Consider the following 25,166-nt stretch of genomic DNA (forward strand, 5'->3'; position numbering starts at 1 on the left):
CCGGCGAATCATCCATGGGCGTCGGCGCGGGGAGGGGGGCAGGGGGTTTACAAATTTCGGTACACTGTACCATGATGCGGTACAGAGATTCACGTACGGCATCGCGCAGGAAACCTCCCCCAGCGGGCATCCCCTCCCCCACGGACGGCGCAAGCGCTTTGCGCCCGCTTCCGCGGGCGGCGGGCATTCAGGAGAACACGGCCAAATGAAGCTTCCCCAATCCCTATCCCGGCGGATCGTGCCGCTCGCGCTTGCGGCGGCGCTGGCCGCCTGCGGCCAGCCACAGCAATCGGCGCCGCCGCCCGGTCCGGTCCAGGTCGGCGTCTATACCGTGGCGGCGCAGGAGGTCTCGCTGACCACCGAGCTGCCCGGACGCACCGCCGCCTACCGCATCGCGGAGGTCCGCCCGCAGGTGAGCGGCATCCTGCAGAAACGGCTGTTCGCGGAAGGCAGTACGGTCAAGGAAGGGCAGCAGCTCTACCAGATCGACCCGGCGACCTACGCCGCCAGGCTGCAGCGGGCGGAAGCCAACCTGCATGCCACGGAAAGCCTGGCGCGGCGCTACGAGGGGCTGCGCGCGACCAACGCGATCAGCCAGCAGCAGTACGACGACGCCCTGGCCGCCTGGCGCCAGGCCCAGGCCGACGTGGACGTGGCCCGCATCGACATGGTCTACACCAAGGTGCTCGCGCCGATTTCGGGGCGCATCGGCCGTTCGCTGGTCACCGAGGGCGCGCTGGTCACCAGCGGGCAGGCCGGCGCGCTCGCCACGGTGCAGCAGATCGATCCGATCCACGTCGACCTGACGCAGTCCACCGGCGAGATCCTGCGCATGCAGCGCGCCCTGGCCGATGGCGTGCTGGAACGCGCGGGCGAGGATGCGGCGAAGGTCCGGCTCAAGCTGGAGGACGGCAGCCTCTATGCGCTGCCCGGCACACTGAAGTTCTCCGAGATCAGCGTCGACCCGGGCACCGGCTCGGTGGTGCTGCGCGCCGTCTTCCCCAACCCGGACGGCAAGCTGCTGCCGGGCATGTTCGTGCATGCGACGCTGCAGACCGGCGTGCGCCAGGAGGCGATCCTGGTGCCCCAGCAGGCGGTGACGCGCGATACGCGCGGGCAGGCGATGGTCTGGGTGGTCGGGGACGACGGCGTCGCCAATCCGCGCGAGATCGAAACCGCGCGCACCGTCGGCAACACCTGGCTGGTGGACAAGGGCCTGCAGGCCGGCGAGCGGGTGGTCACCGAAGGCATGCAGCGCCTGCGCCCCGGCCTGCAGGTGCAGGCCGAGCCGGCGGGCAACGTGAGCATCGTGACGCAGTTCGCCGCGTCCGGCCGCGCAGGCTGAGGAGACCGCCATGTCGAGATTCTTCATCGACCGCCCGATCTTCGCCTGGGTGGTCGCCATCGTCATCATGCTGGCCGGCACGCTGGCCATCCTCGCCCTGCCGGTGAACCAGTATCCCAACGTGGCGCCGCCGGCGGTGTCGGTCAGCGTGACCTACCCCGGCGCCTCGGCGCAGACCGTGCAGGACACCGTGGTGCAGGTCATCGAACAGCAGCTCAACGGCCTGGACGGCCTGCGCTACATCTCGTCGGCGAGCAACGCCGACGGCAGCATGGAGATCATCGTCACCTTCGAGCAGGGCACCGATCCGGACATCGCCCAGGTGCAGGTGCAGAACAAGCTGCAGCTGGCCACCCCGATGCTGCCGCAGGAAGTCCAGCAGCAGGGCATCCGGGTGGCCAAGTACCAGCAGAACTTCATGCTGGTGGTCGGCCTGGTGTCGGAAGACGGCTCGCTGAGCAACTTCGACCTGTCCGACTACATCGTCTCCAACCTCCAGGACCCGGTGTCGCGCACCAAGGGGGTCGGCGACTTCATGGTGTTCGGCTCCGCCTACGCCATGCGCATCTGGCTGGACCCCGCCAAGCTCAACAGCTACCAGCTCACCCCGCCGGACGTGCTCGCCGCCATCCGCGCGCAGAACGTGCAGGTGTCGGCCGGCCAGCTCGGCGGCCTGCCCACCCGCGACAAGGTGCAGTTGAACGCCACGGTGCTCGGCAAGACGCGCATGAAGAGCGCCGCCGAGTTCGAGAACATCCTGCTGAAGGTGGACGCCAGCGGCGCACAGGTGCGCCTCAAGGACGTCGCCGAGGTCGGCCTGGGCGCGCAGAACTTCTCGATTGCCGGCAACTACAACGGCCACCCCTCGTCGGGGATCGCGCTGCGCCTGGCGACCGGCGCCAACGTGCTGGACACCATCGAGAACGTGCGCGAGACGCTCGCCGGGCTCGAACCGTATTTTCCGGCCGGGGTGAAGGTGGTCTATCCCTACGACACCTCGCCGGTGGTCACCGCCTCGATCCAGTCGGTGGTGGTGACCCTGTTCGAGGCCATCGTGCTGGTATTCCTGGTGATGTACCTGTTCCTGCAGAACTTCCGCGCCACGCTGGTGCCCACGCTGGCCGTACCGGTGGTGCTGCTGGGCACCTTCGGGGTGCTGTTCGCGGCCGGCTTCACCATCAACATCCTCACCATGTTCGCCATGGTGCTGGCCATCGGCCTGCTGGTGGATGACGCCATCGTGGTGGTCGAGAACGTCGAGCGCATCATGCACGAGGAGGGCCTGCCGGCGAAGGAGGCGACCAAGAAGTCGATGGGCCAGATCACCGGTGCGCTGGTCGGCATCGGCCTGGTGATCTCGGCGGTGTTCGTGCCGATGGCCTTCCTGGGCGGCTCCACCGGCGTGATCTACCGCCAGTTCTCAATCACCATCGCCGCGGCGATGACGCTGTCGGTGCTGGTGGCGATCGTGTTCACGCCAGCCCTGTGCGCCACCATCCTGCGCCAGAAGGACGTCGAGGCCGGCGAGCAGAACCGCTTCTTCCGCTGGTTCAACCATGTCTTCAACGCCAGCGCGGACGGTTACGAGCGCGGCGTCTCCGGCATTCTGGGGCGCAAGAAACGCTTCCTGGTGCTCTACGGCATCATGGTGGTGGTGCTCGGCGTCCTGTTCATGCGCCTGCCCACCGCCTTCCTGCCCGAGGAGGACCAGGGCATGATGCTCGTCCAGGTCCAGATGCCGCCCAACACGAGCGCGGAGCGCACCGAGGCGGTGCTCGCGGAAGTGCGCGACTATCTGCTGCAGGACGAGGCCGCCGCCGTGGAATCGGTGATGACGGTGCGGGGCTTCAACTTTGCCGGACGCGGGCAGAATTCGGGCATCGCCTTCGTCTCGCTGAAGCCTTTCGACGCGCGCAACGCCCCGGCGCTGCGCGTCCAGGCGCTGGCCGGACGGGCGTTCGCCCGCTTCAGCGCGATCAAGGACGGCACGGTGATCCCCATCGTGCCGCCTTCGATCATGGAACTGGGCAACGCCACCGGCTTCGACCTCTACCTGCAGGACAACGGCGGCGTCGGCCATGAAACGCTGATGGCCGCGCGCAACCAGCTGCTCGGCATGGCGGCGCAGGAGCCCGGCCTGCAACTGGTGCGCCCCAACGGCCTGTCGGACGAGCCGCAGTACCAGATCGTCATCGACGACGAGAAGGCGCGCGCGCACCAGGTCAGCATCGCCGACATCAACGACACCCTGTCGGTGGCCTGGGGCTCGGCCTATGTGAACGACTTCATCGACCGTGGCCGCGTCAAGCGGGTGTACGTCCAGGGCCAGACCGACGCGCGGCTGGCGCCGGAGGATTTCGACCAGTGGTACGTGCGCAACGCCGAGGGCAGGATGGTGCCGTTCTCGGCCTTCGCCAGCGGCCACTGGACCTTCGGCTCGCCCAAGCTGGAGCGCTACAACGGCGTGTCGGCGGTGCAGATCCTCGGCCAGGCCGCGCCGGGCTACAGCAGCGGGGAGGCGATGGCGACCATGGAACGCCTGGCCCGGCAACTGCCGCCGGGGGTCGGCCTGGCCTTCTCCGGCCTGTCCTATGAAGAGCGCCTGGCCGGGGAGCAGAGCACGTTCACGCTGGTGTTCTCGCTGGTGGTGGTGTTCCTCTGCCTGGCCGCGCTGTACGAAAGCTGGTCGATCCCGTTCTCGGTGATCCTGGTGGTGCCGGTCGGCATCCTCGGCGCGGTGATGGCCACGCTGGGGCGCGGGCTGTCCAACGACGTGTTCTTCCAGATCGGCATGATCACCACCATGGGCCTGGCGGCCAAGAACGCCATCCTGATCGTCGAGTTCGCCCGCGAACTGCACGAAAAGGAAGGGCTCTCGCTGTTCGACGCGGCGGTGCAGGCGGCGCGCATGCGGCTGCGGCCCATCATCATGACCTCGCTGGCCTTCGTCATGGGCGTGCTGCCGCTGGCCATCGCCAGCGGCGCCAGCAGCGGCAGCCAGCATGCCATCGGCACCAGCGTGGTCGGCGGCACGCTGGCCGGCACCTTCCTGGCGATCTTCTTCGTGCCGCTGTTCTTCTTCGTCGTCGCCAGCCTGTTCAAGAAGGACGCGGCGCCGGCCACGGCGCCGGACGCGCCTGCGGCGCTGGAGGTGAAGCCATGAGTACCGCAACCCTGCGAACCCTGAGTGCGGCGCTGGCCCTGAGCGGGCTGCTCGGCGCCTGCTCGCTGATGCCTGCCCATGAGCGTCCGGCGCTCCCGACCCCCGCCGCCTGGCCGACCGGGGAGGCCTATCCGGCCGACGGCGCCGCTGCCGCCCCGGACATCGGCTGGGAAACCTTTTTCCGCGCACCGGAACTGCAGCAACTGATCCGCACCGCGCTCGACAACAACCGCGACCTGAAGGCCGCCGCGCTCAACGTCGAGGCCTACCGCGCGCAATACCGCATCCAGCGCGCCGACCGCTTCCCCGCGCTCGACGTCGAGGCCAGCGGCACGCGCCAGCGCCTGCCCGCCGACCTGTCGGCGAGCGGCGAGGCCGCCACCACCGGCCAGTACAGCGTCGGCCTCGGCGTGGCCGCGTATGAACTCGACTTTTTCGGGCGCGTCCGCAGCCTGGAACAGCAGGCGCTGGAGAACTACCTGGCGCAGGAAGCGAGCCAGCGCGCCATTCGCCTGAGCCTGACCGCCGAAGTCGCCACCGCCTGGTTCACCTGGCGCAGCGACCAGGCGCAGCTGGCGTTGACGCGCGATACGCTGAACGCCTACGAGGCTTCGCTGGCCTTGATCCGCCAGCGTTTCGAGGCCGGTGCCGCGTCGGAGCTGGAGCTGCGCCAGGCACAGGCGGAAGTGGATGCGGCGCGCGCCCAGGAAGCGCGTTACGTACGGCAGGTGGCGCAGGACGCAAACGGCCTGCAACTGCTGCTGGGCGCCCCGCTGCCGCCACAGGCCGGCATGCCGGAGATGCCCGACGGCGAACTGCTCGCCGAACTGCCGGTCGGGTTGCCGGCGGACGTACTGTGGCGCCGTCCCGACATCGTCGCCGCCGAACACCGGCTGCGCGCCGCCAACGCAAACATCGGCGCCGCGCGTGCGGCCTTCTTCCCCGGCATCACGCTGACCGCCAGCGCGGGCACGGCGAGCAGCGAGCTCTCCGGCCTGTTCGACGGCGGTTCGGGCTTCTGGTCCTTCGTGCCGCAACTGCGCCTGCCCGTTTTCAACGCAGGACGGCTGGCCGCCAGCCTGGACCATGCCGAACTGCGCAAGGAAATCGCGGTGGCCGAGTACGAGAAAGCGATCCAGACCGCTTTCCGCGAGGTGTCCGACGGCCTGGCCGCGCGCCAGACCTTCCTCGCCCAGCTGCGCGCCGAACTGGATCTGGTGGACACCAACCGGCATTACCTCGACCTGGCCGGGCAGCGTTACCGCGCCGGGGTGGAAAGCTACCTCACCGTGCTCGACGCCCAGCGTGCCCTGTTCAATGCCCGGCAGCAGCTGATCGGCAGCTGGCTGGCACAGCTGTCCAGTGAAGTGGCCCTTTACAAGGCATTGGGAGGGGGGAGCCCAAGTTAGGAAAGCGTTGAACAAACCGCTGACCGGGGTCTGTGAATGTCCGTGGGAAAGCCCGGGGTTCCGGCAAAAACGGACTGAAACGGCCCCGGATAAAAAACGGCGCTCTCTTAACGGCTGGGGGAGGAGGCACGGGTACCTCCTCCCCCGATCCGTGACCACTCACAAGCTTCCGTGTCCAATCGGAGACGCTTCCCATGTTCAGACACATCCTCGTGCCGACCGACGGCTCCATGCTGTCCAACATCGCCGTCCGGCAGGCCGCGCAGCTCGCCGCCGAGACCGCCGCAAAGCTGACCGTGGTGTACGTCAAGCCCCCGTACCCGGATGTCCGTTATGGCGAAAGCGGCGTGATCGCGCCCATTACGCCGGCCAGGTTCCGGGAGTTCGAGGAAAAGGAGGCCCAGCGCATCCTCGGCCTTGCGCGCAACCTTTGCATGGAGGCCGGCGTGGCCTGCACCGCGTTGAGCGCGGAAGGCGATGAACCGTCGAGAACGCTCCTGCAGACGGCCAGAAATCACGATGTCGACCTGATCTGCATGGCCTCTCACGGCCGCAGGGGACTACGCAGGCTGCTGATGGGCAGCGAGACGCACAAGGTGCTCACCCACTCCGCCATTCCGGTCCTGGTCCTGCGCTCGAACGTGTGCTGAACAGGGCATGAGCACGCCCTCGGCCGCAAGGCACTCAGACCCCGTAATACCCGCGGTACCAGGCCACGAAGCGCGCCACCCCGTCGGCCACCGGCGTGGCCGGCGAAAAGCCGGTCCAGGCATTCAGTTCGGCCGTGTCGGCATGGGTGGCCGGCACGTCGCCGTCCTGCAGCGGCAGGAAGTTCTTTTCCGCCTTGCGGCCCAGCGCGGCCTCGATGGCCTCGACGAAGGCCATCAGCGCCACCGGATCGTGGTTGCCGATGTTGAACACACGGTAGGGCACGTTGCTGCGCGCCGGGTCCGGGCTGGCCGCGTCGAAGGCCGGGTCGGCCTCGGCGGTACGGTCGAGCACGCGCAGCACGCCTTCGACGATGTCGTCGATGTAGGTGAAGTCGCGCCGCATGCGGCCGTGGTTGAACACGTCGATCGGCCGCCCTGCCAGGATCGCCTTGGTGAACAGGAACAGCGCCATGTCCGGCCGGCCCCACGGGCCATACACGGTGAAGAAGCGCAGGCCGGTGGTGGGCAGGCCGTACAGATGGCTGTAGGTGTGCGCCATCAGTTCATTGGCCTTCTTGGTGGCGGCGTACAGGCTCACCGGGTGGTCCACGCTGTCGTGCTCGGAGAACGGCATGCGGGTGTTGCCGCCGTACACGCTGGAGCTGCTGGCATACACCAGATGCGCCACCCGGTTGTGCCGGCAGCCTTCCAGGATGTTGGTGAAGCCGACCAGGTTGCTGTCGATGTAGGCGTGCGGGTTCTGCAAGGAGTAGCGCACGCCGGCCTGCGCGGCCAGATGGACCACGCGGTCGAAGCCTTCCTCGGCGAACAGGCGCTCCATGCCGGCGCGGTCGGCCACGTCCAGCCTGACGAAGCGGAAACCCGCGTGCGGCGCCAGACGCGCCAGGCGTGCTTCCTTCAGGCGCGGGTCGTAGTAATCGTTGAGGTTGTCGAGGCCGACCACCTCGTCGCCGCGGGCCAGCAGACGCTCGGAAGCGTGCATGCCGATGAAGCCGGCGGCGCCGGTGACGAGGACTTTCATGCGCGTCGGTCTCGCGTGCGGAAACAGGCGCCGATTATCGCATGCCGCACTTTGCGCAACGCGGCGCGCGTATTACGCTTCCGTGAAAAACCGCGCGCAGGCGCCCCATGAGGAGACTCCCCTGGAAGCCACCGAACCGTCGCTGTACACCGTGATCGCCGGCACCTTCGGCGGCATCGGCCTGTTCCTGCTCGGCATGCACCTGCTCACCGACGGGCTCAAGCTGGCCGCCGGGCGCGCGCTGGAAGAACTGCTGGAGCGCTTCACCTCCACCCGCCTGCGCGGGCTGGGCGCGGGCATCCTGATCACCGCGCTGGTGCAATCCTCCACGGCGGTCACGCTGGCCTGCATCGGCTTCGTCAATACCGGCCTGCTGTCCCTGCGCAATGGCCTGTGGGTGATCTTCGGCTCCAACCTGGGCACCACCACCAACGCCTGGCTGGTGGCCTGGCTGGGCTTCGGCTTCAAGATCAGCGCCTTCGCGCTGCCCTTCGTCGGCATCGGCGCCACGCTGATGCTGGCCGCGCCGGGCATGCGCACGCGCGCGCTGGGCCGCGCGCTGGCCGGCTTCGGCGTGCTGTTCCTCGGCATCGACGTGCTCAAGGACACCTTCTCCGCCTTCGGCGAGGAGATGAACGTCGAGGACTACCTCGCCGGCGGCCTGCTCGGCCAGTTGCTGCTGGTGCTCATCGGCACGCTGATGACCGTGCTGATGCAGGCTTCCGGCGCGGTCATCGCCATCGTCATCACCGCCGCCTCGGGCGGCCTGCTGTCCATCGAGGCGGCCTGCGCGCTGGTCATCGGCACCAACATCGGCACCACCTTCACCGCCATCCTGGCGGCCATCGGCGCCACCTCCAACGCCCGCCGGCTGGCCGCCTCGCACGTGTTCTTCAATCTGATCACCGGCGTGGTGGCGCTGCTCATGCTGCCCGTGCTGATCGCCCTGCTCGGCCTGATCCGCGACTGGTTCGGCAACGCGGGCGACCCGGCCACCACCATCGCGCTGTTCCACACCGCCTTCAGCGTGCTCGGCGTGCTGCTGATGGTCCCGCTGAGCAACTGGCTGCTGCGCACGCTGGAAGGCCACTTCAAGAGCCGCGAGGAAGAAGTGGCCCGCCCGCAGTATCTCGACGCCAACTCCGCGGCGATTCCCGACCTCGCCCTGCGCGCGCTGCGCATGGAACTGAACCGCAGCCAGGCGATGGCCACCGCCTGCCTGCGCGGCGCGGCCGCCGAGCAGGCGGGCGAAGCCGCCATCCGCCGGCAGCGCGACACCTTGCAGACCCTGTCGGCGGCCATTGCCGGCTACACCGGCAAGCTCAACACCGAGCATCTGCCGCCGGTGCTGGTGGACCATCTGGCGCGCAGCCTGCGCGTGCTGCAGTACCAGGAGAACGCGGCGGAAAGCAGCCTGCAGGCCGCCGCCCAGGCCGTCAGCCTGACGCCGCTGACCCCCACGCTGCACGGCGCGCTGACCGCCTTCGCCACCGCGGCGGATGCCCTGGCCGATGCGGTGGACACCAGCCGGGAGGAATTCGGCAACGAACAGGTCAACCAGCGCCTGCGCGAAACCGAGGAGGATTACGCCCGCCTGAAGGAAGCCCTGCTGGTGGCCGGCGCGCACGCCCAAATGAGCATCCGTGACATGCAGGAGCACCTGCGCCACGCCAGCCTGCTGCGCCGCGCCGCCGAGCAGGCCGCCAAGGCCGCGCACCACCTGGCGGCCCTGGACGAAGGCGCGGCGGCGCCGCAGGACGCACCCGCCGGCGTCGATCAGGCGGAAGCCGGCGCGCTCTGAGCCTGGAAACCGCGGCTTCCGGGCTGAACGGACTGCTACAATCCGCGCCACCTTCCGCCCACACCGGCCGCCGCCATGGACTATCCCCGCCCCGCCTTCGAAGACAAACTGTGCCCGCCGCAGGCGCTTGCCGAGCGCGCTGCCGCGCTGCCGCGCCCGCTGGTGTTCACCAACGGCTGCTTCGACATCCTGCACCGCGGCCACGTCACCTATCTGGCGCAGGCCCGCGCGCTCGGCGCGGCGCTGGTGGTGGCGCTGAACACCGATGCCTCGGTGAAGCGCCTGGGCAAGGGCGACGACCGCCCGGTGAATCCGCTGGAAGACCGCCTGGCGGTGATGGCCGCGCTGGGCTGCGTGGATCTGGTGACCTGGTTCGACGAGGACACACCGCTCGCGCGCATCCTCGAATGTCGTCCCGAGGTGCTGGTGAAGGGCGGCGACTGGGCGCCCGAGCGCATCGTCGGCGCCGCCGAGGTACGCGGCTGGGGCGGCAGCGTGCATGCCATCCCGTTCCGCCACGAACGCTCCACCACGGCGCTGCTCGGCCGCATCCGCGCGCTTTGAGCGCGCGGCGCTAGACCATCGCCTGCGGCGGGCTTTCCGCTTCGTCCCGCTTGGGGTGCGGCGCCTCGCGCGGGATGCGCACGCGCATGCAGGTACCGCCGCCCGGGCGGCTGTCCACCACCACCGTGCCGCCGAGCAGGTTGCTCACCAGGTTCTGCACGATGTGCAGCCCCAGTCCGCTGCCGCCCTGCCCCATGCGGGTGGTGAAGAAGGGGTCGAAGATGCGCCGCTGCATTTCGGCGGGAATGCCCCGCCCGTCGTCGCGCACCTCGATGATCACCGCGCCGTCGCCATCGGCCCGTCCGCTCACCTTCACCGTGCCGTCCGCGCGCCCTTCGAAGGCGTGCACCGTGGCATTGGTGACCAGGTTGGCGATCACCTGACCGAGCGGACCGGGGTAGCTGTCCAGCCGCAGGCCCGACTCCACCTCGGTCTCGAAGGTCCACGGCTGATGCTTGAACGACGGCCGCAGGGTCAGGGCGATTTCTTCCACCACTTCGTCGAGCAGGAACGCCCGGCGCTGCGAGCTGGACTGGTCCACCGCCACCTGGCGGAAACTGGTGACCAGTTCGGAGGCACGCTCCAGATTGCGCTCGATGATGTGCGTGCCGGATTCGGTGTCCGCCAGGTATTGATCCAGCGTGGAACGGCGCAGGCCGCCCTCCAGTTCGCGACGCAGCGCGCGCGTATGGTCGGCCACCGTGTTGGCCGCCATCAGGCTGTTGCCCAGCGGCGTGCCCAGTTCGTGCGCCACGCCGGCCACCAGCGCACCGAGCGCGGCCATCTTCTCGGCGCGCAGCAGTTCTTCCTGCGCGCGTTGCAGTTCGGCGAGCGCGGCGCCCAGTTCCTCGTTGGAGCGGTGGAGGTCGGCGGTGCGCTCGGCCACCCGCGCTTCCAGCGTCTCGTTGAGTTCGCGCAGGCGCTCGGCGGCCTCGCGGCGGTCGGTGATGTCGATGTCCATCGACACGAAGTAGCGCCCACCCTCGCGCGCCGGAATGGAGAACGAGGTCATCAGCGTGTGGCGCTGCTCGCCGCCACGGGTACGCACCGCCAGTTCCATCGGCCCCTCGGTGGCGCCATCGGCGTCGAGGCGCTCGAGCATGGCGTGGAAGGCACACAGGACCTCGGCGTCGAACAGGCCGAGGGACTCCACCGTGCGGCCCAGCGCCTCGTCGGGGCGATAGCCGTAGAGCAGCGCAGAACCCGGATTCCAGTACAGCACGCGGCCCTGCGCGTCGTACCACTGGATGGCCACCGTGGTGGCGGCGTCCAGCGTGGCACGCAGGCGCTCCTCGCTGCGCCGCAGGGCTTCGCCGGCCTCCCAGCGGTCGGAAATGTCCCGGCCGATGGCACCGTAGCGCCGCGCGCCGCTGTCGTCGCGCCCGGTGTGCAGGGTCCACGCCACCCGGTGGGTCTTGCCGGTGTTGTCCTGCATCGGGCATTCGAACTGCACGCTGTCGGCGCCGGCGGACAGTTCGGCGAACAGGTCGCGCTGCCAGGATTCGTCGTCGAAGCACAGCCAGCGGCCCAGCGGCCGGCCGGTCAGGTCGGCCTCTTCGGCCCCCAGCAACCGGCACACCGCCGGATTGGCGTAGGTGAGCCGCCAGTCGGCATCCAGGCGCACGACCAGTTCGGTGGTGCTTTCCACCAGTTCGCGGTACGCCACCTGGCTGGCGGCGAGTTCCTGCTCGCGCGCACGGATGGACTGGCTCATGCGCTCGAACGAGGCCGCCAGTTCGTTCAGCTCGGTGACCCGCGACGGGTTCCAGGCCATTTCGTAGCGCCCCTCGCCGACCGCCCCGGCGAACGCGGAGAGGCGGCGGAACTGGCGGCCGAAGTAGCGCGCCTGCACCGCCGCGCCGAGCAGCGCGATGAGGATGGCGGCAACCAGCCCGCCCACCAGGATGACGTTGGCGATATGCACGGGCCGGTAGGCCTCGGCCTCCGGCCGCATGACCAGCACGCGCCAGTTCAGGTCCGGCACCGTGGCCACCGTACCGAGCATGGCCTCGCCCTCGAAATCGAAGTACACCACCTGCCCGGTGAAACGCGCGGGATGGCGGATGAACTCGTGCTGGCCGAAGTCCTGCTGGCGGGCACGCAGTTCGCCGCGCGAATCGGACAGGGTCCGCCCGCGCCGGTCGAGCAGCAGGATGCGCAGGCCGTTTTCACTGGGTTCCGCCCCGCTCAGGCGGCCGAACAGCGGGTCGAAGGCCAGTTCGCCGATCAGCGTGTGCCCACCGCTGCGCCGCGCGGCGGCCACGGTGAAGCCGCCTTCCACGGTGGACAGGAAGGCATCGGTCCAGATCAGCCCGGCCGACTCGTGCGCCGCCCGCCACAACGGATGGGCCGAGAGGTCCAGGCCGACCAGATCGGCGCGCATGCCGCGGCGCGCGGGCGGCAGGCCGGCGGCAATGACCCGTCCGCCGTCGTCGATCAGGTACAGCGAGGAAAAGCTGCCGGGATGCTCCAGAAAGCTGTCCAGCATGGCGTACACGAACGCCGGATCGCTCCGCCGGCCGGTGTCCAGCGCGCGCGCCATGCCTTCCAGCGTGAATGCCGGCCCGGCCAGATGAGCCTGCACCTGCTCGACGATGGCACGCCCGAGCAGGAGCTGGCGGTGTTCGATCTCGCGGTCGGCCTGCGGCATCAGCCACAGGATGACCAGCGGATACACGGTGACGAAGGTGGCCACCGCGGCCAGCAGGGAACGCACGAACAGCAGGCGGGACAGGCGCAGCGGCCTCATCGCATGCCCTCGCCGGCTTCCGGGTCGATCGGCACGAAGCGCCGGCTGCGCACCACGGTGAGGCGGACCGGCCGCGCCGCGTCGCCGTATTCGTCGAACTCGATGCGCTGCTGCACGCCGTCGAACACACGCTGCGCCTTCAGGCGCTCGCGCAGCGTGCCGCCGGGCAGGGCGAGCGCGTCGAGCGCCACCCGCGCGGCGTCATAGCCCGCCACGCTGGCGAAACCGGGCGCGACCCCGAAACGTTCCTCGTACTCCCGGCGGAAGGCGCGGTAGCGCGGCGAGACATCGTCGCGGCTGAAGTACTGCGGGGCGTACAGGCCCTCCACGGCCAGCCCGCCGAGCTCGACGAAGCGCTCGGTGGCCGCCCAGTCGCCGATCAGCAGGGAGATCAGCGGCGCACGCCGACGCACCATCTGCGCCAGGCGCGCGGCATCGACGGAGCCCGCGACGATGACCACCAGATCCGGTTTCGCATCCAACATGCGGGTGACCTGCGGCATCAGGCTGACTTCGCGCGCGGAGCTGAAACGCTCCACCGGCAGCGATTCCCCGCCGCTGGCCTCGAAGGCCTGGATGAACTGTCTGGCCCAGTCCTCGGTGTAGGCCGCGTTGTCCTGGTCGAGGATCAGCGCGGCACGCTCGGCGCCGCGGGTCCGGCGCAGGAACAGGGCCGCCGCGCTGGCGTACTCGCGCGTGGTCGACACCACCCGGAAGAAATGGTCGTCCTGCCCGGAAAAGCGCGTGCTGGTCACCGTGGGCGAGACCAGCACCACGCCGGCCTGGTTCGCCAACGGAATGATGGCCTCGGCCACGGCGCTGGTCATCGGGCCGACGATGATCTGCACGCCGGCCTGGATCAGTTCGCCGGTGACCTGTCTGGCCACCTCGGGATCCTGCGCGTCGTCGCGCACCAGCAGTTCGACCGGGCGGCCGTTCACCCCGCCGGCGGCGTTGGCCTGCTCCACGGCGAGCAGCGCGCCGTCCTTGCCCTCGCTGGCGAGATCGGACACCCGCCCGGAAAGGCCGCCGATGAAGCCGATACGCACCGGCTCGGGCGGCGCGCAACCCGCCAGGGAGACCCCCAGCAGCACGCCGGCGGCAAGGCTGCGGACATCCACGGCCGCCTCAGGTGCCGCCCGCGCCGGCGGCATGCGCGTCCAGCCAGGCGTGCAGGTCGTCCGCCGGCATGGGCCGGGCGAACAGATAGCCCTGGCCGAGCTGGCAGCCCAGGGCGAGCAGTTGCTCGGCCTGGACCTGCTCCTCGATGCCTTCGGCGATCAGTTCCATGCCCAGGCGCCGCCCCAGGCCGCAGACCAGCGAGGCGATCTCGCCGCCCCGGCCGCCCTGGCCGAGTTCCTGGACGAAGGAACGGTCGATCTTCAGGCGGTCCACCCGCAGGCGCTGCAGCTTGCTGAGCGAGGAATAGCCGGTGCCGAAATCGTCGATGGCCAGTTCCAGCCCCATCTCGCGGATGCGTCCGAACACCTCGGCAAGACGGGCCGATTCATCCATGGCCACCGATTCGGTGATCTCCAGTTCGATCTGTCCGGGCGACGCGCCGGATTCGTCGAGCGCCGCGCGCACCCGGTCGACAAAGCGTGGATCGCGGAACTGGGTGAGCGAAACGTTGATCGCCATGCGCACGCCGCCGTGGCCGCGCGCCGCCATCCTGGCGGCCTTGCGGCAGGCGCGCCGCAGCACCCATTCGCCCAGCGCGACGATCAGCCCGGAACGTTCGGCCAGCGGAATGAAGCGATCCGGCGGCACCATGCCGCCGTCGTCGGTGCGCCAGCGCAGCAGCGCCTCGACCCCGACGCAGCGCCCGGTGGCCAGTTCGACCTGCGGCTGGAAGACGAGGAACAGACGCTCGGCGGCGAAGGCATCGCGCAACTCGCGCAGCAGGTGCACACGATCACGGATTTCGTCTCCCATGCGCTTGGAGTAAGCGACGATGCTGCCGCGTTCCTCCTGCTTGGCCTGCTTGAGCGCCAGCAGGGCATCCTCGAGCGCCTCGCTGCCGGCGCCGCCAACCTCGGTGAGCGCCACCACCCCGCCGGTGACCGATACCGTGACGGCCTGCCCGTCGATATTCAGTGGTTCGGCGAACAGCCGATGCAGGCACTCGCCGCCGGACAGCCCCTGCGGCCAGAACACCGCAAAGATGTCGCTGCCCACGCGCGCCACCAGCCCTTCCCCGCAGCCGTCGGCCAGACGCTCGGCGGCGGCCTGCAGCAGATGGTCGCCATAGCGGTGGCCGAAGGCACCATTGATTTCGCCGAAGTGGTCGATATCGACCACCGCCAGCAGGCCGGGACCGTCCGGCGTGTGCGCCAGGTACTCGTCCAGGCGTTCGAGCAGATGGCGGCGGTTGGGCAGGCGCAGCAACTGGTCGTAATAGGAATAGCCGTTGAGGCGCTCCACCATCCCGGCGTTGTCCAGGCACATCGCCACATTGGTGCAGAACACTTCGAGCAGCCCGGGGTCCAGCGTATCGTCGGTGCATTCGGCATCGACCCAGGCCGCCAGGTTGCGCCCGTCCTGCCCGCCGAAGTACAGCGCCATGCCGCTGCCGCTGCGCGCCACATTCTCGCGCGAGGCCAGCGCACGCTCCAGCAGCTCGCGCACGCCTTCCTCGCGCAGGGCGTCGAGCGGCTGGCCGATGGCCGTCTGAAAGCGTCCGGCGGCGGCCACCACCAGCGGGCCGTCCGCACCGTCGCTGCGCGCACACACCAGCCCCTCCGGCCGCAGGCCGAGCAGGCCGGCGATCTGGGTGATCACCCCGGCGGCGAACTCGGCCAGGCCTTCCGTGCGCAGCAGGGCCGCGCTGCCGCGCACGATCTTCGCCAGGCCGTTGCGCCCGGCCTCGATGATGCGCAATTGCTGGTAGGTGCGCACCGCCGCAGTGAGCGCGGCGAACAGCCGGCTGCGCGACAGTTCGGACTTGTTGCGGTAATCGTTGATGTCGTAATCGCGGATCGCCTCGAGTTCCGGCGCGTAGCCCGGCTGCCCGGTGCGCAGGATGATGCGGCTGTCGCGCAGGCCGAAGCGGTTGCGGATTTCGTCGACCAGCACCAGCCCGGCATCCTGCGTTTCCATCACCACATCGAGCAGGATCACCGCGAGATCGGCTTCGGACCGGAAGTACGCGCGCGCCTCGGCGGCCGAGTAGGCGTGCAGGAAGCGCAGCGGGCGCCCGACCACTTCCACCGAGGCCAGGCCCAGCTCGGTGCTGCGGTGCACGTCCTCGTCGTCGTCGACGATGAGCACCTTCCAGACCGGACGTGGGCGCGCCAGCGCGTGCGCGGGAAGCTCGTCGGAGAATTCGAGCAGGTCGTCGTTCATCGTGTCTCCCCAACCGTTCGCGCGCCGCTCATGCGACGAGGCCTCGGCGGGAAGACTCCCACCACAACCACCTCGCGCTGTCGTCGAAGGCGGGGAAATCCCGATCATGCTCGACCAGCAGGGAAACGAGGGCGGAAGCGTGCTCGGGCGGAAATCCGCCGCGCGCTCCCCCCCGCGTATCGGTCATCAGCCGGTTGATGCGCTGGCGACACTCGCGCGTTCCCCAGGCACCGGAAATGTTGGCCAGGTGGGGAAAGGCGGCGATCAGCCTGCTGGTGTCCGTCTTCGGCATCACGTGTCTCCTCGCGTGCGTAGTGGATCGTCCTTGCCGCAAATATCGGCGTCATTTCCGCAACGGTCAAGGGGAACCCTCTCCTTCATCCCGGCACGCCCCGCCAGAACGGTACAATGGCGGCGATGAATGCCGTCCACCCCGCCCCGTCCGCCCGCCACGTCCTCGAACACGTCTTCGGCTACACCGCCTTCCGCGGTGAGCAGGAAGCCATCGTCGAGCAGGTCGCCGGCGGCGGTGACGCCCTGGTGCTGATGCCCACCGGCGGCGGCAAATCGCTGTGCTACCAGATTCCAGCACTCTTGCGTGAAGGCACGACCATCGTGGTCTCGCCGCTGATCGCGCTGATGCAGGACCAGGTCAGCGCGCTGGTGGAAGCCGGCGTGGCCGCCGCCTTCCTCAACTCCAGCCTGTCGCTGGACGAGGCGCGCGCGGTGGAGCGCGAACTGTTCGCCGGGCGCCTGGACCTGCTCTACGTGGCGCCGGAACGCCTGCTCACCCCGCGCTTCCTCGACACCCTGGACGAGTTGCGCGACACCCGCCGGCTGGCGCTGTTCGCCATCGACGAGGCGCATTGCGTGTCGCAGTGGGGCCACGACTTCCGCCCGGAATACCTGCAGCTCTCCATCCTGCCGGAACGCTACCCCGGCATCCCGCGCATCGCGCTCACCGCTACCGCCGACCAGCTCACCCGCGAGGAAATCGCCCGCAACCTGCGGCTGGAAAACGCCCGGCGCTTCGTCTCCAGCTTCGACCGCCCCAACATCCGCTACCGCATCGTGGACAAGGCGGACCCGCGCCGCCAGTTGCTCGCCTTCATCCGCGAGGACCACCAGGATGAAGCCGGCATCGTGTACTGCCTGTCGCGCCGCAAGGTGGAGGAAACCGCCGCCTGGCTGGCCGAACACGGCGTCGAGGCCCTGCCCTACCACGCCGGCCTGCCGGTGGAGGAGCGCGCCGCCAACCAGACCCGCTTCCTGCGCGAGGACGGCATCGTCATGGTGGCCACCATCGCCTTCGGCATGGGCATCGACAAGCCGGACGTGCGCTTCGTCGCCCACCTGGATCTGCCGCGCTCGGTGGAAGGCTACTACCAGGAAACCGGCCGCGCCGGGCGCGACGGCCTGCCCGCCGAGGCCTGGATGGCCTGGGGCGCGGCCGACGTGGTGCAGCAGCGCCGCATGATCGACGAATCCGAAGGCGGCGAGGACTTCAAGCGCCTGGGACGCGCGCGCCTGGACGCCCTGGTGGGCCTGGTGGAAAGCACCGGCTGCCGCCGCCAGCATCTGCTCGACTACTTCGGCGAGGCCAGCGGCCCCTGCGGCAACTGCGACAACTGCCTGGAGCCGCCGCGCACCTGGGACGCCACCGATGCGGCGCGCAAGGCCCTGTCCTGCGTGTTCCGCACCGGCCAGCGCTACGGCGCGGGCCATCTCATCGACGTGCTGCGCGGCGAACGCAGCGAAAAAGTGCTGGAACGCAGGCACGATGCGGTGAGCACCTTCGGCATCGGCGCGGACGTGGACGACAAGACCTGGCGCACCCTGTTCCGCCAACTGGTGGCGCGCGGCCTGCTGACGGTGGACCACGAACGCTACGGCGCGCTGGCGCTCGCCGACGCGGCGCGCCCGCTGCTGCGCGGCGAGGCCGAATTCACCCTGCGCCTGGTGCCGGAAAAGCAGCGCCGCACCAAGCGCCGCACCACCAGCCACGAGATCCCCGCCGGCATCCCCACCACACTGTTCGACCGCCTGCGCGCCTGGCGGGCGGAAACCGCCCGCGAACGCAACGTGCCCGCCTACGTCATCTTCCACGATGCCACGCTGCGCGAGATCGCCATCGCCCGCCCGCACAGCATGACCGAACTGGCCGGCATCAGCGGCATCGGCGACCGCAAGCTGGAAGCCTACGGCGAAGCGATCCTGAAGATCATCGCCGAGGCCGGCTGAACGCCCCCGCGAACACTCCTACAGCGCGTTCAGCGCATGCCCAGCAACTCCACCTCGAACACCAGCGTGGCATTGGGCGGAATCACGCCGCCGGCGCCGCGCGCACCGTAGCCCAGCTCCGGCGGAATGGTGAGCTTGCGCTTGCCGCCCACCAGCATGCCGGCCACGCCCTCGTCCCAGCCGCGGATCACGTAGCCCGCGCCCAGCGGGAATTCGAAGGGGTCGTTGCGATCCTTGCTGGAATCGAACTTGGTGCCATCGGTCAGCCAGCCGGTGTAATGCACGGTGACGGTATGGCCCTTGGCGGCGGCCTCGCCGGCGCCGGTTTCCAGTTCCTCGATGACGAGGCCGCTGGCGGTGGTGTGCTGGGACATCGCAACTCCTAGGGTCTGGCTGTGAATGAGGCCCGGATTCTAACGCGGAACGCCTGCCACACCGCACGGCACGATCATCTTCGCGCGCCCGTCCGCCCCTGCTCCGCAACCCGGGGCTTCGGCGCATAAAGCACTCAAGACTCCCCGCCGGACAGCCGATATTTGCTGCAGATCAATTCCCGCCGCCCGAGGCACCGGATTGGACAACACGCCTGCCATTCTGCGGACAGTGCCGGCCCGGGCTCCGCACGGCCAACTTCCTCAGGAAAGACGAACATGAGTATCGCTAAGCGCCTGGCCCTCCTGATCATTCTGGCCGTGGCCGGACTGGTCTCCATGGGGCTATTCGGTTTTCAGCAGATGAAGGGACTCAACACCAAGCTGGAGTACGCAAACAACCAGATCATCCCCAAGCTGGAGAAGATCAGCGACATCGAGGCGGCCTTCCTGGGCCTGCGCATCCAGATGCTGACCTTCGTGATGAGCAGCGATGCCCAGCGCTCGACCGCAGAGCAACGGCTCGGCGAAGCGCGCCAGACGCTCGACCGGAACATCCGGGAATACGAGACACAGGTGAGCAGCGACGAGGACCGCAAGTACCACGAAACCTCCAAGGCCCTCGTCCGGGATTACCTGGAAGTCATCGAACTCGGCGTGACCGAAACCAATGCCGGCCGGCCGGATGAAGCCATGCGCTACAGTTCGCGGGCCGCCGAAATCGGCGGGCGTCTCAGTGCCAACATCGGGGAACACATCGCCTACGGGGAGCGGGTCGCCGCACGCAGCACGGCGGAAGCCGCCGAAGCCTACGACCGCGCCAAGATCGTCTCCGTCCTCGCCGTCGTGGGCATCACCATCGTCGTCGCCGGCCTGGGCATCCTGCTCCACCGCCATGTCAGCAGCGCACTCAAGAACATGGTGGACACCTTCAGCCACATCGAGGCCAAACTCGATTTCACCGCCCGCCAGCCGGTCTCCGGCAACGATGAAGTGGCCCAGGCCGCAGCCGCCTTCAACCGCCTGCTCGACCGCCTGCAGAAGAGCTTCCACGAGATCATCGACAATGCCGAGGTCGTCCATTCCGCCGCAAACCGGGTCGCCACGGCGTCGGGGCAGATGTCCATCGCCTCGGGCGAACAGAGCGAGGCCGCTTCCAGCATGGCGGCCACGGTGGAAGAAATGACCGTCTCCATCAACCACGTCGCCGACCGCGCCGGCGAGACCAACCAGCTCTCGGCCAGTTCCGGAGAACTGGCCCAGCGCGGCAGGGACATCATTGGCGAAACGGTATCCGGCATCAACAGCATCGCGGAGACGGTGCGCCACGCCTCGGAACAGATCGCCACGCTCGAACAGCAGAGCGAACGCATCAACAGCGTGGTCTCGGTGATCAAGGACGTGGCCGACCAGACCAATCTGCTCGCCCTCAACGCCGCCATCGAAGCCGCGCGCGCCGGCGAGCAGGGCCGCGGCTTCGCCGTGGTGGCCGACGAAGTGCGCAAGCTCGCCGAGCGCACGACCCAATCGACCCAGGAAATCTCCACCACCATCACCGCGATGCAGGCCGGCGCCCAGGCGGCCGTGGATGGCATTCACGCGGTGGTGGAGCGCGTGGACCAGGGCGTGAGCCACGCCCGGCAGGCCAGCCACGCCATCGACGAGATCGGCGGCAGTTCCCGGCGTACGGTGGAGATGGTGGGCGACATCACCGATGCGATCCGCGAGCAGAGCATCGCCAGCACGTCCATCGCCCAGCAGGTCGAAAAGATCGCCCAGATGTCGGAGGAAAACAGCGCGGCCGTGCAATCCACCGCCGATGCCGCGGACGAACTGGCCACGCTGGCGCGCACGCTGCAACAGGTGGTGGCGCAGTACCGCATCTGAGCCGGCCCGCCACCGGCACCGCGCGTCAGCGCTGCCGGCGGCGCGCGGAGAAGCGTTCGCGGAACCTGGCCACCTTGGGGGCCACCACGTACTGGCAGTACGGCTGATCGGCATGGCGCACGAAGTAGTCGTGGTGCTCGGCCTCGGCGGGCCAGAAGCGCCCTGCGGGTTCGATGCGGGTGACGATGGCCGAGGGGAATGCCCGCGCTTCGCCCATCTCCTCGATCAGCTCGCGTGCGGTGCGCAGTTGGGCGTCATCCGTGACCAGGATGATGGAACGGTACTGCGTGCCGATGTCGTTGCCCTGACGGTTAAGCGTGGTGGGGTCGTGGATGGCGAAGAAGATTTCCAGCAGGTCGCGGAAGCCGATCACCGCCGGATCGAATTCAATGCGCACCACCTCGGCGTGCCCGCTGCCGCCCTCGCAGACCTCGCGGTAGGTGGGCAATTCGAGATGGCCGCCGGCATAGCCGGAAGTCACCGCGCGCACGCCTTCGACCTCGCGGAACACCGCCTCCAGGCACCAGAAGCATCCTCCGCCGAGGATGGCCACCGCGGTTTCGGGGGACTTCGTTTCGCTGTTCATGGATCGCTCTCCTGTGCGCGGACCGCTCCACGCACCATCAGACCACGCCCGCCGACGGACATTCCGCGCCGGGCGATCCGGCCATCCCAATGAAAGCACGCTTCAGCGGAAAGCGAGCGTGTAATAGATATCGACCGCGTTGTCGGTGCCGCCGCGCGCCACCAGGGACACCCGCCGGCTCAACTGGTAGGTGAGCTTGACCAGGCTTTCCGCGCCGCCCAGGCTCTGCTCGAAGGACAGGAACATGTCCGAGGACAGCCGCTTGCCCAGGGTGAGCACCTGGCCGCTCACGGTGCCGTCATCGACCACCGTGCCGCTGCCCACCACACGGCTGGTCGGCCGGCGCGACACCCCGCCGACCTCGCCCTGGCCGATGGTGAATTCGTCGAAGCCCAGGCTGCGCGAAAGCTGGTCGGTCATGCCGCCGCCGGGGCCACCCAGCAGAGCCTGCGCGGCCGGCAGCAGCAGCCCCATGTCGGCGCCGGCAGCGGCATCCGGCGCGCGGCCGAGCACGATCCACGAGAGTTTTTCCGGGTCCGGCACCGAGGGCTCGGACACCAGCCGCACCTGCGGGCGCCGCGCCGTGCCGCCGATGGCCACGCCGGCCTCCACCGCCAGCCCCTTGCGCAGCGCCACGACGTTGAGGCCGGGGTTGTCCAGCGCGCCCTGGAAGTTGACCAGGCCGCGCTCGATGGTGAGGTTCTGCCCGTAGCCCCGGAACACGCCGCCCGCGGTGGAGATGCTGCCGGTGGCGTTGAGCGGCAGCCCCTGGGCCAGACGCAGGCGCAGTTCGCCCGCCAGGCGGGTATCCACGCCGTAGGCGGAAAGGTACAGATGCCGGCCCAGGTCGACGCGCACGTCCGCGCTCAGCGCCAGTCCGGCGCCGCCGGCCTTTTCCCGGCCGAGCACCACCACGTCGTCCGACAGGCTGGGCGCCGGGGTGTCAGCCAGTTCCACATAGCCCGCGTCGGCGCCAAAGGCCGCCTCCAGCGCCAGTGTGGTCCAGGTCGAACGCGCCGTGCCCTGGCCGGAGAGGATCAGCCAGCGGTCGGTACGCTGCAGCAGCGGCAGGCGGTCCGCGCGGAAGTCGAAGCGCCCGGCGCCGCTGTCCAGTTCGATTTCTCCGCTGGCTTCCAGGCGGCCGGGCGTGGCGGTGAGGCGGTCGATGGGCAGGCGCGTGTCGCGCGGCCGCACGCGGTTGGGCGAGACGAAGTTCAGCCGGGTCAGACGCAAGCGATCGCGGTCGAACTCGGCCAGCAGTTCCCCGCCGGACAGGTGCAGCCCCTGATCCACCAGCGCGATCGCCAGCGCCTCGCCGCGGATCGTGCCGCTGGCCTGCGGATCGGCCGGCGTGCCGCCGAGGGAGAATTCCGCGCTCAGGCTGCCTTCGGTATCCACGCTTTCCTGCGCCAGCCGCCCCACCCAGGCGATGGACGGCATGTTCAGGCGCGCGGAGCCCAGCAGCGCGCCATCCGGCGCCAGTTGCCAGCCGCCTTCGGCGGTGCGCTCGGCCAGCGCGGTGAGCGCGGCCGACACCGTGCCCAGTTCGCTGCCGCGCGCGTCCACCGACAGGGCCAGGCGGTTGTCGCGCGCGGTGAGCCAGGCTTCGAAGTGTTCCAGGCCCAGGCGGGTGCTCAACTCGCCGCCCACCTCCAGATCGCCGGCCTCGCGGAACACGCGCAACTCGCCCTCGGCGCTGTCGTCCAGGCGCAGGTTCCATTCGGCGCCCAGCGTCAGCGGCCCCGGACCGCGCCGGGGGCGGCCGTCCGCGCGGGTCTCCAGGCCGAAGGCCAGGCCGCTGAGCTGGCCGCGCAACAGGATCTGCTCCGGCGTCCATAAGGTCTGGCGCAATTCGATGCGGCCGCGCTCGCCGGCCTCGATGCGTGCCGGCGCCAGTTCCACGCGTTGCGTGCCGGCGGTGAGCACCGCCGCCCCTTCCAGACGCGCCGGGAAGCGCCCCGTGCTCTCCAGCCTGCGCAGGACGCCGCGCCATTGCGGCCCATCCTGCGCGGCCGGGTCCAGCCCGCCTTCCAGCGCGAGTTCGAGCGCGTCTTCCGCGCGCGCGGCGGCCAGCTCCGCCTGGTGCGCGCGTCGCGTGCCCTGCACGGAGAGGTGGGCGGTTTCCAGCAGCGTATCGCCCGCCTGGCCATCCTGGCCGGCGGATTGCAGCGCGCTCAGGCCGGCGGCGAGCACGAACGGGCCGTCCAGGCCGGCATCCAGCTGGCCCTGGGCATTCAGCCCGCCCACCCGCCAGCCGCCGGGCAGGCGCAGGGCCTCCGCATAGGCGCGCAAGCGGCCGCTGGGCGCGGCCAGGGTGCCGCCCAGTTCGGCCTCCAGATCGGCCCGGCCACCCAGCCCCAGGCCCAACGCGTCCAGGCGCGGCGCGGCCAGCACGGCATGCAGGCGGTCTCCCGGCGCGCCCCAGGCGCCGTCGAGTGCCAGACGGTTGCCGCCCAGGGTGAACGCCAGATCCGCGGCGCGCAGGCGCTCGCCTTCCAGCGCCAGATGGCCGCCGCCTTCCAGCGCCTGCCCCTGCGCGCGCGCATCGACCAGACGCAGGCGCAGTTCGGCGTTCGGCCGCTCGGCGAGTACGCCCTGGGCGGCGATGTCCGCCCCCAGGCGGACGTCCGGCGCGGCGGCGAGCAGGCGCTGCACCGCCAGCCCGCGCAGGGTGGCGGTCAAATCGAAGCGCGGCGCGGCGGGGTCTGCGCTGTCCAGCGTGGCGGCGGCGGCCAGGCGGGCCTCCACGGCGCTCAGGTCGATGTTCACCGTCTGCCGGGTGCCGGCGGCCTGGGCATCGATGCGCCCGCCCAGGCCAAGCGGCGGCAGCGCGGCGTGCAGGCGGGCCGGGTCGACGGCGCGCAGTTGCAGCGCCGCTTCCAGCGTACCGGGCAGCAACGCGGCCGCCTCGGGTTCCGCATCCTCATCCTGCGGGGCCGGTCGCCAGGCCAGCCGGCCTTCGATGGCGCCGTCGCCGGGCAGGTCGATGCGCAGTTGCTCGACGCGGGTTTCGCTGGCGCGCCAGTGCAGCTCGCCGGCCAGGGTGGTGAAGGGCAGCAACTGCGCATCCATGCTTCCCGGCATGCCATTGGTCACCCGCAACGGCCCGGCCAGCGTCCATTCTCCGCTTTCGTCGCCGCCGTTCAGCTCGGCGGACAGCCGCAAGGCGGCCCGTGGCGCACCGGCCACGAAGGCGGCCGGATCGACTTCGCCCAGATCCACCCGCAGCTGGCGCAGCGGCATGGCCTCGAACGGTGCGGCGAGCACGTCGAGTTCGCCGTTCAAGCCCTCGCCCTGCGCCGCCAGCCGCAGGCGCGGCGCCGGCAGATCACCGGACAGGTCGAACTGCGCCGCGAACACGCGCTCTTCCACGCTGCCCTGCAGACGCCCGCTGCCTTGCAGGGCGAAAGGCGCCTCGCCGGACAGGGCCAGTTCATCGACCGTCAGCCGGACGCCGGGCAGCGCCAGCTGCAGCCCACCCAGATGGTGCTGCACGCCGTCGCTGCGCAGTGCCGCACGGATCTGCTCGATGGCGAACGGCTGAACGGGTTCTTCCTGCGCGTCCCAGGCTTCCAGCACCAGCCGTTCGAGGCTCAACTGGCCGATTTCGACGGCAAGCGGCAGACGCAGGGAAGCGGGCGCGGCAGGCGGGCCGCTGTCCTCCCCCGGGGCGCTGGCGACACGCAGTTCGGCGGCGGCCAGACGCACGACTTCCAGCCGCCCGGCCCACAGTGCGGCGGGTTTCCAGTCCACTTCGAGATCGCGCAAGGACAGGCGCAGGGAGGGTGTATCGAGGCGCAATTCGCCGAGGCGCGCGGCGCCGAGCAGACGGCCGCTGGCCTCGCGGGCGCTCAACTGCCCATCACTTGCCCAGGAGGCGGCGCGCAGACCGGCGCGCAGGCCGGATTCAGTGGCCAGCAGCCAGACCAGCACCGCCAGCAGCACGCAGGCCACGCCGGCCAGTGCACGCCAGAGCAGATGCGCGCCAGAAAGCGGCCAGCGACCGGCCATGC

At 69.8% G+C, this 25,166-nt stretch carries 16 protein-coding genes; 8 read left to right on the top strand and 8 right to left on the bottom strand.

Annotation, left to right across the window (positions count from 1 at the left end):
• Positions 1–205 precede the first annotated feature (205 nt).
• The 4 genes from E6C76_RS13880 (at position 206) to E6C76_RS13895 (ending at position 6,567) form a co-directional block, all read left to right on the top strand.
• Positions 206–1,345: an efflux RND transporter periplasmic adaptor subunit gene (locus E6C76_RS13880; protein WP_136348834.1), complete on the top strand. Its 1,140-nt coding sequence runs from the start codon at positions 206–208 to the stop codon at positions 1,343–1,345.
• Between the two features lie 10 nt (positions 1,346–1,355).
• Positions 1,356–4,508: an efflux RND transporter permease subunit gene (locus E6C76_RS13885; protein ID WP_136348835.1), complete on the top strand. Its 3,153-nt coding sequence runs from the start codon at positions 1,356–1,358 to the stop codon at positions 4,506–4,508.
• Complete coding sequence (locus tag E6C76_RS13890; protein WP_136348836.1) at positions 4,505–5,917, top strand: efflux transporter outer membrane subunit; 1,413 nt, start codon at positions 4,505–4,507, stop codon at positions 5,915–5,917. The genes E6C76_RS13885 and E6C76_RS13890 overlap by 4 nt, the downstream gene beginning before the upstream one ends.
• 194 nt (positions 5,918–6,111) lie before the next feature.
• Complete coding sequence (locus E6C76_RS13895) at positions 6,112–6,567, top strand: universal stress protein (RefSeq protein ID WP_136348837.1); 456 nt, start codon at positions 6,112–6,114, stop codon at positions 6,565–6,567.
• Positions 6,568–6,601: 34 nt separating this feature from the next.
• Here E6C76_RS13895 and E6C76_RS13900 read toward each other — a convergent pair whose 3' ends face one another.
• Positions 6,602–7,609 (bottom strand): NAD-dependent epimerase, encoded by a 1,008-nt coding sequence (locus E6C76_RS13900; RefSeq protein WP_136348838.1) that lies wholly within the window; start codon positions 7,607–7,609, stop codon positions 6,602–6,604.
• An 82-nt stretch (positions 7,610–7,691) separates the two neighbouring features.
• On the opposite strand from E6C76_RS13900, the gene E6C76_RS13905 reads away from it, so the two are divergent.
• Together E6C76_RS13905 and rfaE2 are read left to right on the top strand one after the other, a co-directional pair.
• Positions 7,692–9,410 carry a Na/Pi cotransporter family protein gene (locus E6C76_RS13905; protein ID WP_269140169.1) on the top strand — a complete coding sequence of 573 codons (1,719 nt, stop codon included), beginning with the start codon at positions 7,692–7,694 and terminating at the stop codon, positions 9,408–9,410.
• 75 nt (positions 9,411–9,485) lie between these two features.
• Entirely contained in the window at positions 9,486–9,974 is a 489-nt protein-coding gene (rfaE2, locus tag E6C76_RS13910) for a D-glycero-beta-D-manno-heptose 1-phosphate adenylyltransferase (protein WP_136348839.1), read from the top strand.
• 10 nt (positions 9,975–9,984) lie between these two features.
• Here the strand turns inward: rfaE2 and E6C76_RS13915 are convergent, their stop codons facing one another.
• From E6C76_RS13915 to E6C76_RS13930, 4 genes are read right to left on the bottom strand one after another with little or no spacing between them, the layout of a single operon-like run.
• Positions 9,985–12,723, bottom strand: a complete 2,739-nt coding sequence (locus E6C76_RS13915) for a PAS domain S-box protein (protein WP_136348840.1) — start codon at positions 12,721–12,723, stop codon at positions 9,985–9,987.
• Positions 12,720–13,844: an ABC transporter substrate-binding protein gene (locus E6C76_RS13920; protein WP_168734344.1), complete on the bottom strand. Its 1,125-nt coding sequence runs from the start codon at positions 13,842–13,844 to the stop codon at positions 12,720–12,722. Before E6C76_RS13920 ends, E6C76_RS13915 begins: the two co-directional genes overlap by 4 nt.
• A 7-nt stretch (positions 13,845–13,851) precedes the next feature.
• Positions 13,852–16,068: an EAL domain-containing response regulator gene (locus tag E6C76_RS13925; RefSeq protein WP_136348842.1), complete on the bottom strand. Its 2,217-nt coding sequence runs from the start codon at positions 16,066–16,068 to the stop codon at positions 13,852–13,854.
• A 28-nt stretch (positions 16,069–16,096) separates the two neighbouring features.
• Positions 16,097–16,360, bottom strand: a complete 264-nt coding sequence (locus E6C76_RS13930) for a hypothetical protein (RefSeq protein ID WP_136348843.1) — start codon at positions 16,358–16,360, stop codon at positions 16,097–16,099.
• Positions 16,361–16,476: 116 nt separating this feature from the next.
• Here E6C76_RS13930 and recQ point away from each other — a divergent pair, with 116 nt between their 5' ends.
• On the top strand, positions 16,477–18,309 hold the full coding sequence (gene recQ, locus E6C76_RS13935; protein WP_136348844.1) for a DNA helicase RecQ: 1,833 nt from the start codon (positions 16,477–16,479) through the stop codon (positions 18,307–18,309).
• A gap of 29 nt (positions 18,310–18,338) precedes the next feature.
• On the opposite strand, the gene E6C76_RS13940 is transcribed toward recQ, so the two are convergent.
• Complete coding sequence (locus tag E6C76_RS13940) at positions 18,339–18,683, bottom strand: FKBP-type peptidyl-prolyl cis-trans isomerase (protein ID WP_136348845.1); 345 nt, start codon at positions 18,681–18,683, stop codon at positions 18,339–18,341.
• Between the two features lie 276 nt (positions 18,684–18,959).
• On the opposite strand from E6C76_RS13940, the gene E6C76_RS13945 reads away from it, so the two are divergent.
• On the top strand, positions 18,960–20,567 hold the full coding sequence (locus tag E6C76_RS13945; protein WP_136348846.1) for a methyl-accepting chemotaxis protein: 1,608 nt from the start codon (positions 18,960–18,962) through the stop codon (positions 20,565–20,567).
• A 25-nt stretch (positions 20,568–20,592) separates the two neighbouring features.
• Here E6C76_RS13945 and msrA read toward each other — a convergent pair whose 3' ends face one another.
• Complete coding sequence (gene msrA, locus E6C76_RS13950; protein ID WP_136348847.1) at positions 20,593–21,153, bottom strand: peptide-methionine (S)-S-oxide reductase MsrA; 561 nt, start codon at positions 21,151–21,153, stop codon at positions 20,593–20,595.
• Positions 21,154–21,255: 102 nt separating this feature from the next.
• Complete coding sequence (locus tag E6C76_RS13955) at positions 21,256–25,164, bottom strand: translocation/assembly module TamB domain-containing protein (protein ID WP_136348848.1); 3,909 nt, start codon at positions 25,162–25,164, stop codon at positions 21,256–21,258.
• Between the last annotated feature and the right edge of the window lie 2 nt (positions 25,165–25,166).

The sequence above is a fragment of the Pseudothauera nasutitermitis genome (assembly GCF_004801295.1).
Classification (GTDB): domain Bacteria; phylum Pseudomonadota; class Gammaproteobacteria; order Burkholderiales; family Rhodocyclaceae; genus Pseudothauera; species Pseudothauera nasutitermitis.